Raw genomic sequence first — 12,732 nt, forward strand, 5'->3', positions numbered from 1 at the left:
AATTTCCGCGAATTATGCAGCCTTCATTCAGGCATTGTGTTGCCGGGCGTGCTGCCGTTTTTATTGGTTAAATGGCGCTTCGTGTTTAAGAACTTTATCGATCACATCCAGTACGCCTTCACGGTTATTGGAGCCTGCCCGGTATTTTGCTGCTGCGACGACCGCGCTGCCGGCATTTTCCATTGCAAAACTAAAGCCTGCCTGACGCAGCATCTCAATATCGTTACCGCCATCGCCAAAGACCACCACTTCGCTGTCGTCTATTCCCCATAATTTCTGCAGTTGGCGAAGGCCATTGGCTTTATGTACGCCGGGGATAATCAGATCGATGCTGCCGTTGCCGGTGTGGACCGGCACCATAATATCGCCGATGGCCTCATGTAATGCTTTTTGTACTTGTGGAATCAGTTCATCGGAAAGATTCAGACCAAACTTAAAGAAGATATCTTCTAAGTTGTCAAAGTTATCGACGTATTCCAGACGGTGATAATACATTTCCGCCACCGTTTTCATGGCATCGTCATATTTTTTGAGGGTATAGGCGCTATTTTTTCCGCAGGCAATAATTTCCACTTCCGGGCGCGTCAGCAAATGTTCCACGACAGTAGCAAACGCATCCTTCGACAGCTCGCCATTAAAAACATCTTTGCCTTCGCTCACTACCCAGCCGCCGTTTTCAGCCACAAAGGCTATTTCATTAGCAATTTCCGGAAAGAAAGAGATCAACTGATAATATTGATTCCCGCTGGCGACCACAAAGCGAATGCCTTGTGCTTTCATTTGCTGATACTGAGCCATAAACCGCTCACGGTTATAGGTTTTTTGATCGCTTAAGAAAGTACCATCCATGTCTACCGCAATTAATTTAATGCTCATCAACTATTCTCCATCGCCGTCTGCGTTTTGGTATCGGGTTTGGCGACGGCTTTCGCGACAATAGCCGCGAGAATAACCAGCGCCAGTACAACCAGCATTGCACTACGTAATCCATAATGTTCGCCGAGATAGCCCAGTAGCGGCGGCCCGACGAGGAAAGCCAGATAACCGGTCGTTGCTACCACACTGACGCGGGTTGGTGCATCGGGGCCGGTATCGCTGGCGGCAGAAATGGTCAGCGGGAAGCCCAGCGAGGCACCTAGTCCCCAAAGTACAACAGACACTCCTGCGACCCAGGCGCTATCGACAAAAATAATCAGCCCAATACCCAACGCCCCCATTAGTGCACTGGCCCGAACCACGGCAACGCGACTGTAACGGTCGATGAACCAACCGCCGGTGAAGCGTCCAACGGTCATCCCCAGGGTAAAACCGGCATAAATCAGCGAGCCGGAAGTAGGACTAAAACCGTGACCGTCAACCATTAATAAGGGTAACCAGTCGTTGGCAGAACCTTCGGCAAAGGCCATCGCCAGCACCACAACACCAATCAACAGCAACTGGATATCGCGATAAAAAGGTACGCCTTTTTCGCCATGCTGGGTGCCATCGGCAGCATTTTTGCCCGTACCGTCAGGGATTGCCTGAATGGCGATATAAATAGGTGCGATGCCTACCAGCGCCGCCAATAAAATATGCACCGTTGCCGGAACGCCAAAGGCCGTCAGTGCCATCCCGACACCAGCGCCTGCCAGCGTGCCCAGGCTATAAAAACCGTGCATCATCGGCAAAACCGTTTTATTCATTTCTCGCTCAACGGCGGCACCTTCAACGTTTATCGCCACTTCCGCAGAACCAAAACTTGCCCCAAAGACGCCGAGACCAACCGCGAAGAGCAGGGGCGATGTCAGCCAGAGTGCCAGGCTTAGTATCATCATCCCAATCAATGCGCAGGACATCGTCACAAGGATGACATTACGCGTCCCAAAGCGTTTCACTAACCACGCCGAGCAGAGAATACCGCTCATCGAACCGATCGACAGACCAAAGAGAACACCGCCCATTTCAGCGATCGAGACAGAGAGAATATCGCGGATAGCAGGCGTACGGGTTGCCCAGGACGCCATTAACAGGCCTGGCAAAAAGAAGAACATAAACAGCGCCCAGGTTCGGCGTTTCAATGCATTACGTGAAGAATTTACGGTCATAGACCACGTCAAAATAAGAAGAGGGAAGACAACATTAGCAAGATTGTGTACATTTGTACACAATTGTAGAGAGAGGAAATGACATGCGTCGCGCTAACGATCCGCAACGGCGAGAAAAAATTATCCAGGCCACGCTGGAGGCGGTGAAACTTTATGGAATACATGCTGTTACACACCGCAAAATTGCTACCCTTGCCGGGGTACCGTTGGGATCGATGACTTACTATTTTTCAGGAATTGATGAGTTGTTGCTGGAGGCGTTCAGCCGTTTTACTGAGATCATGTCCCGGCAATATCAGGCATTTTTTAGCGATGTTAGTGATGCTCCGGGCGCATGCCAGGCTATCACCGATATGATCTACAGCTCACAGGTTGCAACGCCGGATAACATGGAGCTGATGTACCAGCTCTACGCGCTGGCTAGCCGAAAACCGCTATTAAAAACGGTAATGCAAAACTGGATGCAGCGCAGTCAGCAAACGCTCGAACAATGGTTTGAACCCGGAACCGCCCGCGCGCTTGATGCGTTTATTGAGGGGATGACGCTGCATTTTGTCACCGACCGTAAGCCGCTATCGCGCGAGGAGATTTTGAGGATGGTTGAGAGGGTTGCAGGGTAGTAGATAAATTTTAGACAACAAAAAACCCACCAACCTTGAACCGAAATGGCGGGGTTGATGGGCTCCACAAAATGGGGACATCAAAGAAAAGCAGTGGCACTAATTAAGACTGATGCCCTGCGGAAAAGTTCTGCGGTTGTGCAAAAAAATTTCATTTTCAGGGCAACTTCAGTTTTATCCTAATCCTGGCCATACCATGACGATGATTGTCCCTGCTAGCGTCAGCAGGACGTTGGCGATTGCGTAAGTGCCCGCATAGCCCAGCGCCGGGATATTACTGCGAGCTGTATCACTGATGATCTCCATTGCCGGCGCGCAGGTGCGTGCGCCCATCATTGCGCCGAACAACAGTGCGCGGTTCATTCGCAATACATAAGCACCGAACAAGAAGCAGATAACCACTGGCACCAGACTGACAATCAATCCGGCAATCAACATTTGACCGCCAATCGCGCCCAGGCCGTTATTAATACCGCTACCGGCGCTCAGACCAACGCCTGCCATAAACACCATCAAGCCGAACTCTTTCACCATGCTTAATGCACCTTGCGGAATGTAACCGAAGGTCGGGTGGTTAGCACGCATAAAGCCCAGCATAATTCCGGCGAATAACAACCCGGCAGCGTTCCCCATGCCGAAACTGAATGTGCTGAACTGGAAGGTGATCATCCCGATCATTAGCCCAATCACAAAGAAGGCGCAGAATGCCAGCAAGTCAGTGACCTGGCTGTGAATCGAGATAAAGCCGATGCGATCGGCGATGGTTTTTACGCGGCGGGCATCGCCGCTGACTTGTAAAACGTCACCTTTGTTAAGCACAACGTTGTCATCAATCGGCATCTCAATCTGGCTACGAATGACGCGGTTAAGGAAGCAACCGTGATCGGTCAACTTCAGTTGTGCGAGACGTTTGCCTACAGCGTTATGGTTTTTAACGACCACTTCTTCAGTGACGATACGCATGTCGAGAAGGTCACGATCGAAAACTTCTTTGCCATTACGGAAACTGGGATCGAGTCGGGCGTGGGCGTCGGGATAGCCTACCAACGCTATTTCATCGCCCATTTGTAGTACGGCATCACCGTCTGGATTTGCCAGAATCCCGTTACGCCGAATACGTTCAATGTAACAGCCAGTTTGTCGATAAATACCCAGTTCACGCAGATTTTTGCCGTCGGTCCAGGCCACCAGCTCCGGGCCGACGCGGTAGGCGCGGATCACCGGCAAATAAACCTTACGGTTGGCATCTGTGTCCAGGCCACGTTCGCGGGCGATTTGCTGGGCGCTGGTCTGTAAGTCCTGATGCTGCAATTTCGGCAAGTAACGCGCACCAACAATCAAACTCACCAGACCGATTAAATAGGTTAAGGCATACCCGAGGCTCAGATTATCCAGTGCCAGTGAGAGCTGCCTGCTTTCCATGCCGGAATGACGCAGTGTATCGCCAGCACCGACCAAAACCGGTGTTGACGTCATAGAGCCTGCTAACATACCGGCCGTCAGGCCAATATCCCAGCCAAACAGCTTACCTAACCCTAAGGCGATGACCAGCGCACTGCCAACCATCACCAGTGCTAACATTAGGTAATTTTTCCCATCGCGAAAAAAAATGGAAAAAAAGTTCGGTCCGGCTTCGACCCCGACGCAGAAAATAAACAGCATAAAGCCAAGATTAAGCGCGTCGGTGTTAATGCTGAAATGTTGTTGGCCTAATAACAGCGATACGACTAAAACGCCAATGGAATTACCCAGTTGGATCGAACCAAGTCGTAATTTCCCGAGACATAGCCCAAGCGCGAGGACCACAAATAATAACAGAATGTAATTCCCATTTAACAATTCGGCGACGTTTATATTCACGGAGGCTAACTTCTTGTTTACTAGTAAGCTGTTGAAAGAAATGGTAATTTACGATAATGTTTTTTACCAGAATTCAGGGCGCAGATTCATTCAGCGCACCTAAACGATAGTAAAGTAACAATATATTTTACTAGTGTAATCACATTAGGTATCAACGGCTATATGAATTGCGTTGGCCTATATTAGCATGGAATGCGAAGCGGCTTTATCTTACTGAACGCCACACTGGCGAAAAATGTGTTCGATAGACGCAGTGTCAGGAGGAACGAGTGAAACATAAACAACGTTGGGCGGGGGCAATCTGCTGTTTTGTCCTCTTCATTGTGGTGTGCCTTTTTCTGGCGACGCACATGAAAGGCGCTTTTCGGGCTGCCGGGCATCCTGAAATCGGCTTGCTGTTTTTCATTCTTCCTGGAGCAGTTGCCAGCTTCTTTTCACAGCGTAGAGAAGTCCTGAAACCTCTGTTTGGCGCAATGCTGGCGGCACCCTGTTCAATGCTTATTATGCGGCTGTTTTTTTCACCGACGCGCTCATTCTGGCAAGAGCTGGCATGGTTATTAAGTGCGGTGTTCTGGTGTGCGCTGGGGGCACTGTGTTTCTTATTTATCAGTAGTTTGTTTAAACCACAGCACAGAAAAAATCAATAAAGCCCTCAACGCGAGGGCTTGTCAGACGATCAGGCGTCCAGATTCTCTTTCACCCATGCAGCAAAATCGGTATAGCCGCCGATATGTTGCTGATCGACAAAAATCTGCGGCACGGTTTCTACGGGTTTACCTGCCTTTTGTTGTAGATCTTCTTTAGTGATCCCTTCCGCACGAATATCTACATACTGATACTGAAAATCATCGCGTTCATTGCTCAATTTCTCAGCCAGATCTTTTGCACGCACACAGTAAGGGCAACCCGGACGACCAAAAATAACGGTTTGCATTATTTCTCTCCTCATAGATTTATGCCTGTAATGATCACGCTAAAATGTATTCGCTGAAAGTAGGTTTAACCTGTTGCATTAATTGCTAAAAGCTATAACTGTTAAACACAATACAGTGAAAAGTTTTAGACTGAAGGCTCACTTTGCAGAGGGAAGCGTATGCGCGCGATCGGTAAATTGCCTAAAAGCGTGTTGATACTGGAATTTATCGGAATGATGTTGCTGGCGGTGGCGCTGCTGTCGGTAAGCGACTCCCTGTCGCTACCTGAGCCATTTTCTCGGCCAGAAGTGCAGATTCTGATGATTTTTCTCGGTGTTTTGCTCATGCTTCCCGCTGCGGTGGTGGTTATTCTTCAGGTGGCAAAACGTCTTGCCCCACAGCTGATGAACCGTCCACCGCAATATTCACGTTCAGAAAGAGAAAAAGATAATGACGCCAACCATTGAACTTATTTGTGGCCATCGCTCCATTCGCCATTTCACTGATGAACCCATTTCCGAAGCGCAGCGTGAGGCGATTATTAACAGCGCCCGTGCGACGTCCAGTTCCAGTTTTTTGCAGTGCAGTAGCATTATTCGCATTTCCGACAAAGCGTTACGTGATGAACTGGTGACGCTTACCGGCGGGCAAAAACACGTAGCGCAAGCGGCGGAGTTCTGGGTGTTCTGTGCCGACTTTAACCGCCATTTACAGATCTGTCCGGATGCTCAGCTCGGCCTGGCGGAACAACTGTTGCTCGGTGTCGTTGATACGGCAATGATGGCGCAGAATGCATTAACCGCAGCGGAATCGCTGGGATTGGGCGGGGTATATATCGGCGGCCTGCGCAATAATATTGAAGCGGTGACGGAGCTGCTGAAATTACCGCGGCATGTTCTGCCGTTGTTTGGGCTGTGCCTTGGCTGGCCTGCGGATAATCCGGATCTTAAGCCGCGTTTACCGGCCTCCATTTTGGTGCATGAAAACAGCTATCAACCGCTGGATAAAGACGCACTGGCGCAGTATGACGAACAACTGGCGGAATATTACCTCACCCGTGGCAGCAATAATCGCCGGGATACCTGGAGCGATCATATCCGCCGAACAATCATTAAAGAAAGCCGCCCATTTATTCTGGATTATTTGCACAAACAGGGTTGGGCGACGCGCTAAAACCGCCACGTCGATGTATGATACGCGGGCTTTTGACCAGGTCTGAAAGAGAGGTGCAGGGTGAAAATTGCCATATTGTCCCGGGATGGAACGCTCTATTCGTGTAAGCGGCTGCGTGAAGCCGCTATACAGCGCGGTCACCTGGTTGAAATTCTTGATCCGCTTTCTTGCTACATGAACATAAATCCTGCGGCGTCTTCTATTCACTACAAAGGCCGCAAGTTACCCCATTTTGATGCTGTGATCCCGCGTATTGGTACCGCCATTACCTTTTATGGGACGGCGGCACTGCGCCAGTTCGAGATGCTGGGGAGCTATCCGCTCAATGAGTCGGTCGCCATTGCCCGGGCGCGTGACAAATTGCGTTCGATGCAACTGCTGGCGCGTCAGGGCATCGACCTGCCTGTCACGGGCATTGCGCATTCGCCGGATGATACCAGCGATTTAATCGACATGGTCGGTGGTGCGCCGCTGGTGGTCAAGTTGGTTGAAGGCACGCAGGGAATTGGCGTCGTGCTGGCGGAGACGCGTCAGGCGGCGGAAAGCGTGATTGACGCTTTCCGCGGTCTGAACGCGCATATTCTGGTGCAGGAATATATCAAAGAGGCGCAAGGGTGCGATATCCGCTGTCTGGTTGTTGGCGATGAAGTGGTCGCTGCGATTGAACGGCGGGCGAAAGAGGGCGATTTTCGTTCCAATTTGCATCGTGGCGGCGCGGCAAGCGTCGCCAGTATCACACCACAGGAGCGTGAAATCGCGATAAAAGCCGCGCGAACGATGGCGCTGGACGTTGCTGGTGTGGATATTCTGCGTGCTAATCGCGGGCCGTTGGTGATGGAAGTGAATGCGTCGCCAGGGCTGGAAGGAATAGAAAAAACCACCGGTATCGACATCGCGGGTAAAATGATCCGCTGGATCGAACGCCACGCTACGACGGAATATTGCCTGAAAACGGGTGGTTAGTCGCAATCACATTACTGATCATGGTTTTGCCTGCGCTTTTTGCGTAAGCTGTGCCGGTCTTTTTATCGAAAGAGGTTGTACAAAATTATGACATCGCTGGTCGTTCCTGGTCTGGATACGCTGCGTCAATGGCTCGATGACCTGGGGATGAGTTTTTTTGAATGTGATAACTGTCAGGCTCTGCATCTGCCCCATATGCAGAATTTCGACGGTGTCTTTGATGCCAAAATCGATCTGATCGATAACACGATCCTGTTTTCTGCCATGGCGGAAGTCCGACCTTCAGCCGTATTGCCGCTGGCGGCGGATTTATCTGCCATCAATGCCAGTTCGCTGACCGTGAAAGCATTTCTTGATATGCAGGATGATAATCTGCCAAAGCTGGTGGTTTGCCAGTCTTTATCCGTTATGCAGGGCGTAACCTATGAGCAGTTTGCATGGTTCGTGCGTCAGAGCGAAGAGCAGATTTCGATGGTCATTCTTGAAGCTAATGCCCATCAACTGCTGTTACCGACTGACGATGAAGGGCAAAACAACGTTACTGAAAACTATTTCCTCCACTGATAACTCCTTTCGAGCACGCAGTCGCTGGTGCAGTGACTGCGCGCTGCAAAATTATCTGCTGTTTTTAACCTTTTCTTAAAGATTGTTTCACTTCTCTTGTGTCGATTTGGCTTTATCACATAGAGCAAATACGCATAAAAATTTGTTAAATACCGTTTTTTAATCCGAGCTATAGTCTCAAACCCTGGCTAAAGTTATTCTTGCGATGCTTTTATATAGCGAGCAGTGCTGGCCGGGAGAGAGTTCTCTTTTCTTACACCGCGCCGATAAAAAATATGCACGTTTATTGCATATCTTTCAGTGTGACAACTTTTGTTCGTTTGTTAACGAACTTTCAGAAGGAAAGAGATATGACCGCCTTAAATAAAAAATGGCTATCGGGTCTGGTTGCGGGTGCTCTGATGGCCGTCTCTGTCAGCACGCTCGCGGCTGAACAAAAAATACTCCACATTTATAACTGGTCTGATTATATCGCCCCGGACACGGTGGCCAATTTTGAAAAAGAAACCGGTATTAAAGTCGTCTACGATGTTTTCGACTCTAACGAAGTACTGGAAGGCAAATTAATGGCGGGTAGCACCGGCTTTGACCTGGTGGTGCCGTCAGCAAGCTTTCTTGAACGCCAGTTGACTGCGGGAGTTTTCCAGCCGCTGGACAAAAGCAAATTGCCGGAGTGGAAGAATCTCGATCCGGAGCTGCTGAAGTTGGTTGCCAAACACGATCCCGACAATAAATTTGCTATGCCCTATATGTGGGCGACGACCGGGATTGGCTATAACGTTGATAAAGTTAAAGCGGTGCTGGGCGAAAACGCGCCCGTCGATAGCTGGGACTTGATCCTCAAGCCTGAAAATCTGGAAAAACTGAAAAGCTGCGGCGTCTCTTTCCTTGATGCACCGGAAGAAGTGTTTGCTACCGTGCTGAATTATCTCGGTAAAGATCCCAACAGCACTAAAGCAGATGATTACACCGGACCGGCAACCGATCTGCTGTTAAAGCTGCGTCCGAACATTCGTTATTTCCATTCATCTCAATACATTAACGACCTGGCAAACGGCGATATCTGCGTCGCTATTGGCTGGGCGGGCGATGTCTGGCAGGCGTCAAACCGCGCGAAGGAAGCGAAGAATGGCGTTAATGTCTCGTTCTCGATTCCGAAAGAAGGGGCGATGGCGTTCTTTGATGTCTTCGCCATGCCTGCGGATGCCAAAAATAAAGACGAAGCCTATCAGTTCCTGAATTACCTGCTGCGCCCGGATGTGGTGGCGCATATTTCCGACCATGTGTTCTATGCCAACGCGAACAAAGAAGCTACGCCGCTGGTAAGCGCGGAAGTGCGTGATAATCCAGGGATTTATCCTCCGGCGGACGTTCGTGCGAAGTTGTTCACTCTGAAAGTGCAGGATCCAAAAATAGACCGTGTGCGCACCCGCGCGTGGACCAAAGTGAAGAGCGGAAAATAATCCGCAGTCGTAGATGCCGGACGGGCGCAACACACCCGCCGGCAATTCGCACCATTATGGTGCGCTTGCACACATTCAATGCCGGAGAGCAGCCGTGAATGACGCTATCCCTCGCCCGCAGGCGAAAACCCGTAAGGCGCTGACGCCGCTATTAGAAATCCGTAATCTGACTAAATCTTACGATGGTCAGCATGCGGTCGATGATGTCAGCCTGACCATCTATAAAGGCGAAATCTTCGCGCTGCTGGGCGCATCCGGCTGTGGCAAGTCCACGCTGCTGCGTATGCTGGCAGGTTTCGAACAACCTTCTGCCGGGCAGATTATGCTCGATGGCGTCGATTTGTCACAGGTGCCGCCTTACCTGCGCCCCATCAATATGATGTTTCAGTCTTACGCGCTGTTTCCGCATATGACCGTGGAACAGAACATCGCTTTTGGCCTGAAACAGGACAAACTACCGAAAGCGGAAATTGCCAGCCGGGTCAATGAGATGCTCGGGCTGGTGCATATGCAGGAGTTCGCCAAACGCAAACCGCATCAGCTTTCCGGTGGTCAGCGACAGCGTGTGGCCCTGGCCCGAAGCCTTGCCAAGCGCCCGAAACTATTACTGCTCGATGAGCCGATGGGCGCGCTGGATAAAAAGCTGCGTGACCGGATGCAGCTTGAAGTGGTGGATATTCTGGAGCGCGTCGGTGTGACCTGCGTGATGGTTACTCACGATCAGGAAGAGGCGATGACCATGGCGGGGCGTATCGCCATTATGAATCGTGGGAAATTTGTCCAGATTGGCGAACCGGAAGAGATCTATGAGCATCCGACCACCCGCTATAGCGCTGAATTTATCGGTTCGGTTAATGTCTTTGAAGGTGTACTCAAAGAGCGTCAGGAAGATGGTCTGGTGCTTTATTCGCCGGGACTGGTGCACCCACTGAAAGTCGATGCGGATGCTTCAGTGGTCGATAACGTGCCGGTGCATGTGGCGCTTCGCCCGGAAAAAATCATGCTTTGCGAGGAACCGCCCGCCAATGGTTGTAACTTCGCGGTGGGGGAGGTGATACACATTGCCTATCTCGGCGATCTTTCGGTGTATCACGTTCGTCTGAAAAGTGGGCAGATGATCAGCGCCCAGCTGCAAAACGCCCATCGTCATCGTAAAGGGTTACCGACCTGGGGCGATGAAGTGCGTTTGTGCTGGGAAGTGGACAGCTGTGTGGTGCTGACGGTTTAAGGAGCAAGAATGAGTACACTTGAACCTGCTGCCCAGTCGAAACCGCCGGGCGGATTTAAGCTGTGGTTGTCGCAGCTGCAAATGAAGCATGGGCGCAAACTGGTGATTGCGCTGCCGTATATCTGGCTAATCCTGCTGTTTCTGCTGCCATTTCTGATTGTCTTTAAAATAAGCCTGGCGGAGATGGCGCGCGCTATTCCACCTTATACCGAACTGATGAAGTGGGCTGACGGGCAACTTTCCATCACTCTTAATCTCGGTAATTTTCTGCAACTGACTGACGATCCGCTCTATTTCGATGCTTATCTCCAGTCGTTACAGGTGGCGGCGATTTCGACTATTTGCTGTTTACTGATCGGCTATCCGCTGGCGTGGGCGGTGGCGCACAGTAAGCCTTCGACCCGTAATATCTTATTACTACTGGTGATCCTGCCGTCGTGGACCTCGTTTCTGATTCGTGTCTACGCCTGGATGGGAATATTAAAAAACAACGGTGTGCTGAATAATTTTCTGCTGTGGCTGGGGGTTATCGATCAACCGCTGACCATTCTACATACCAATCTGGCAGTTTATATTGGCATTGTTTACGCTTACGTGCCGTTTATGGTACTGCCGATTTATACCGCGTTGATTCGAATTGATTATTCGCTGGTGGAAGCAGCACTGGATCTCGGTGCACGACCGCTGAAAACGTTCTTTACTGTGATCGTGCCGCTGACCAAAGGCGGGATTATTGCCGGATCGATGCTGGTGTTTATCCCGGCTGTGGGCGAGTTTGTGATCCCTGAACTGCTCGGTGGCCCGGACAGCATCATGATCGGGCGCGTGCTGTGGCAGGAGTTCTTTAACAACCGCGACTGGCCGGTGGCCTCAGCGGTAGCGATCATCATGTTGCTGCTGCTAATTGTGCCGATAATGTGGTTCCACAAGCATCAGCAAAAAAGCGTGGGAGAACACGGATGAATAATTTACCGGTAGTTCGTTCGCCCTGGCGGATTGTGATTTTGCTGCTGGGCTTCACCTTTCTCTACGCGCCAATGCTGATGCTGGTGATCTATTCATTCAACAGCTCGAAGCTGGTGACGGTGTGGGCCGGCTGGTCAACGCGCTGGTATGGCGAATTATTGCGCGATGACGCGATGATGAGTGCGGTTGGTTTAAGCCTGACAATTGCGGCCTGTGCGGCGACGGCGGCGGCGATCCTCGGGACGATTGCGGCGGTGGTGCTGGTGCGCTTTGGCAGGTTTCGCGGATCAAATGGCTTTGCCTTTATGATCACCGCGCCGCTGGTAATGCCAGATGTCATCACGGGCTTGTCGCTGTTGTTATTATTCGTCGCGCTTGCTCATGCCATTGGCTGGCCTGCGGACCGCGGTATGCTCACCATCTGGCTGGCGCATGTCACTTTTTGTATGGCTTATGTGGCGGTCGTTATTTCTTCAAGATTGCGGGAGCTGGACCGTTCCATTGAAGAAGCCGCGATGGATCTTGGTGCGACGCCGCTGAAAGTGTTTTTCGTCATTACGCTACCGATGATCATGCCCGCGATCATTTCTGGCTGGTTACTGGCTTTTACTTTGTCGCTTGATGATCTGGTGATCGCCAGCTTTGTTTCAGGGCCGGGAGCCACCACGTTACCGATGCTGGTCTTTTCCAGCGTGCGGATGGGGGTGAATCCGGAAATCAACGCCCTGGCAACATTAATCCTCGGCGCGGTCGGAATTGTCGGATTTATCGCCTGGTATCTGATGGCGCGCGCAGAAAAACAGCGGATACGCGATATCCAGCGTGCAAGACGTGGCTGAAGACACTAAAATTTGCCAACCTGGCTACATAATGCCGCGCATGTCGCGGCATTGTTTT

Annotated in this window: 14 protein-coding genes; 10 read left to right on the forward strand and 4 right to left on the reverse strand. The window is 50.9% G+C overall.

Annotated elements, in window-relative coordinates:
* Nucleotides 1-60: 60 nt before the first annotated feature.
* Entirely contained in the window at nt 61-876 is an 816-nt protein-coding gene (ybjI, locus tag ACJHYW_RS21815; RefSeq protein ID WP_001305939.1) for a 5-amino-6-(5-phospho-D-ribitylamino)uracil phosphatase, read from the reverse strand.
* Complete coding sequence (locus ACJHYW_RS21820) at nt 876-2,084, reverse strand: MFS transporter (protein WP_000217859.1); 1,209 nt, start codon at nt 2,082-2,084, stop codon at nt 876-878. The genes ybjI and ACJHYW_RS21820 overlap by 1 nt, the downstream gene beginning before the upstream one ends.
* Before the next feature lie 83 nt (nt 2,085-2,167).
* Between ACJHYW_RS21820 and rcdA the strand changes: the two genes are divergently transcribed.
* Nucleotides 2,168-2,704, forward strand: a complete 537-nt coding sequence (gene rcdA / locus ACJHYW_RS21825; protein WP_001361715.1) for a DNA-binding transcriptional regulator RcdA — start codon at nt 2,168-2,170, stop codon at nt 2,702-2,704.
* Between the two features lie 174 nt (nt 2,705-2,878).
* Here the strand turns inward: rcdA and ACJHYW_RS21830 are convergent, their stop codons facing one another.
* A complete protein-coding gene (locus ACJHYW_RS21830) occupies nt 2,879-4,564 on the reverse strand; it encodes an aspartate:alanine antiporter (protein WP_001024876.1) in 1,686 nt (561 codons plus the stop codon).
* A gap of 269 nt (nt 4,565-4,833) precedes the next feature.
* Between ACJHYW_RS21830 and ACJHYW_RS21835 the strand changes: the two genes are divergently transcribed.
* Nucleotides 4,834-5,211, forward strand: a complete 378-nt coding sequence (locus ACJHYW_RS21835; protein WP_000681108.1) for an inner membrane protein YbjM — start codon at nt 4,834-4,836, stop codon at nt 5,209-5,211.
* Between the two features lie 29 nt (nt 5,212-5,240).
* Here the strand turns inward: ACJHYW_RS21835 and grxA are convergent, their stop codons facing one another.
* Complete coding sequence (gene grxA / locus ACJHYW_RS21840; RefSeq protein WP_001195231.1) at nt 5,241-5,498, reverse strand: glutaredoxin 1; 258 nt, start codon at nt 5,496-5,498, stop codon at nt 5,241-5,243.
* A gap of 159 nt (nt 5,499-5,657) precedes the next feature.
* On the opposite strand from grxA, the gene ACJHYW_RS21845 reads away from it, so the two are divergent.
* From ACJHYW_RS21845 to potI, 8 genes are all read left to right on the forward strand, one after another.
* A complete protein-coding gene (locus ACJHYW_RS21845; RefSeq protein WP_001201576.1) occupies nt 5,658-5,945 on the forward strand; it encodes a DUF1418 family protein in 288 nt (95 codons plus the stop codon).
* A complete protein-coding gene (gene nfsA / locus ACJHYW_RS21850; RefSeq protein ID WP_000189132.1) occupies nt 5,929-6,651 on the forward strand; it encodes a nitroreductase NfsA in 723 nt (240 codons plus the stop codon). Before ACJHYW_RS21845 ends, nfsA begins: the two co-directional genes overlap by 17 nt.
* Nucleotides 6,652-6,711: 60 nt before the next feature.
* Nucleotides 6,712-7,614, forward strand: coding sequence for a 30S ribosomal protein S6--L-glutamate ligase (rimK, locus tag ACJHYW_RS21855; RefSeq protein ID WP_000684321.1), 903 nt, complete (start codon nt 6,712-6,714; stop codon nt 7,612-7,614).
* Nucleotides 7,615-7,701: 87 nt separating this feature from the next.
* Nucleotides 7,702-8,178 (forward strand): YbjN domain-containing protein, encoded by a 477-nt coding sequence (locus ACJHYW_RS21860; protein ID WP_000203025.1) that lies wholly within the window; start codon nt 7,702-7,704, stop codon nt 8,176-8,178.
* A 350-nt stretch (nt 8,179-8,528) separates the two neighbouring features.
* Nucleotides 8,529-9,641 carry a spermidine/putrescine ABC transporter substrate-binding protein PotF gene (gene potF / locus ACJHYW_RS21865; RefSeq protein ID WP_000126093.1) on the forward strand — a complete coding sequence of 371 codons (1,113 nt, stop codon included), beginning with the start codon at nt 8,529-8,531 and terminating at the stop codon, nt 9,639-9,641.
* Nucleotides 9,642-9,735: 94 nt separating this feature from the next.
* On the forward strand, nt 9,736-10,869 hold the full coding sequence (gene potG, locus ACJHYW_RS21870) for a putrescine ABC transporter ATP-binding subunit PotG (protein ID WP_000996007.1): 1,134 nt from the start codon (nt 9,736-9,738) through the stop codon (nt 10,867-10,869).
* A 9-nt stretch (nt 10,870-10,878) separates the two neighbouring features.
* On the forward strand, nt 10,879-11,832 hold the full coding sequence (gene potH, locus ACJHYW_RS21875) for a putrescine ABC transporter permease PotH (protein WP_000105440.1): 954 nt from the start codon (nt 10,879-10,881) through the stop codon (nt 11,830-11,832).
* Nucleotides 11,829-12,674, forward strand: a complete 846-nt coding sequence (gene potI / locus ACJHYW_RS21880; protein WP_001061648.1) for a putrescine ABC transporter permease PotI — start codon at nt 11,829-11,831, stop codon at nt 12,672-12,674. Before potH ends, potI begins: the two co-directional genes overlap by 4 nt.
* Nucleotides 12,675-12,732 lie beyond the last annotated feature (58 nt).

This window comes from Escherichia sp. WS3063 (genome assembly GCF_046486595.1).
Taxonomy (GTDB): Bacteria; Pseudomonadota; Gammaproteobacteria; order Enterobacterales; family Enterobacteriaceae; genus Escherichia; species Escherichia coli.

Bases quoted from the DNA above. Each gene is read 5' to 3' on its own strand.
- ybjI (WP_001305939.1), bottom strand. From the start codon at position 876: ATGAGCATTAAATTAATTGCGGTAGACATGGATGGTACTTTCTTAAGC.
- ACJHYW_RS21820 (WP_000217859.1), bottom strand. From the start codon at position 2,084: ATGACCGTAAATTCTTCACGTAATGCATTGAAACGCCGAACCTGGGCG.
- rcdA (WP_001361715.1), top strand. From the start codon at position 2,168: ATGCGTCGCGCTAACGATCCGCAACGGCGAGAAAAAATTATCCAGGCC.
- grxA (WP_001195231.1), bottom strand. From the start codon at position 5,498: ATGCAAACCGTTATTTTTGGTCGTCCGGGTTGCCCTTACTGTGTGCGT.
- ACJHYW_RS21845 (WP_001201576.1), top strand. From the start codon at position 5,658: ATGCGCGCGATCGGTAAATTGCCTAAAAGCGTGTTGATACTGGAATTT.
- nfsA (WP_000189132.1), top strand. From the start codon at position 5,929: ATGACGCCAACCATTGAACTTATTTGTGGCCATCGCTCCATTCGCCAT.
- ACJHYW_RS21860 (WP_000203025.1), top strand. From the start codon at position 7,702: ATGACATCGCTGGTCGTTCCTGGTCTGGATACGCTGCGTCAATGGCTC.
- potF (WP_000126093.1), top strand. From the start codon at position 8,529: ATGACCGCCTTAAATAAAAAATGGCTATCGGGTCTGGTTGCGGGTGCT.
- potH (WP_000105440.1), top strand. From the start codon at position 10,879: ATGAGTACACTTGAACCTGCTGCCCAGTCGAAACCGCCGGGCGGATTT.
- potI (WP_001061648.1), top strand. From the start codon at position 11,829: ATGAATAATTTACCGGTAGTTCGTTCGCCCTGGCGGATTGTGATTTTG.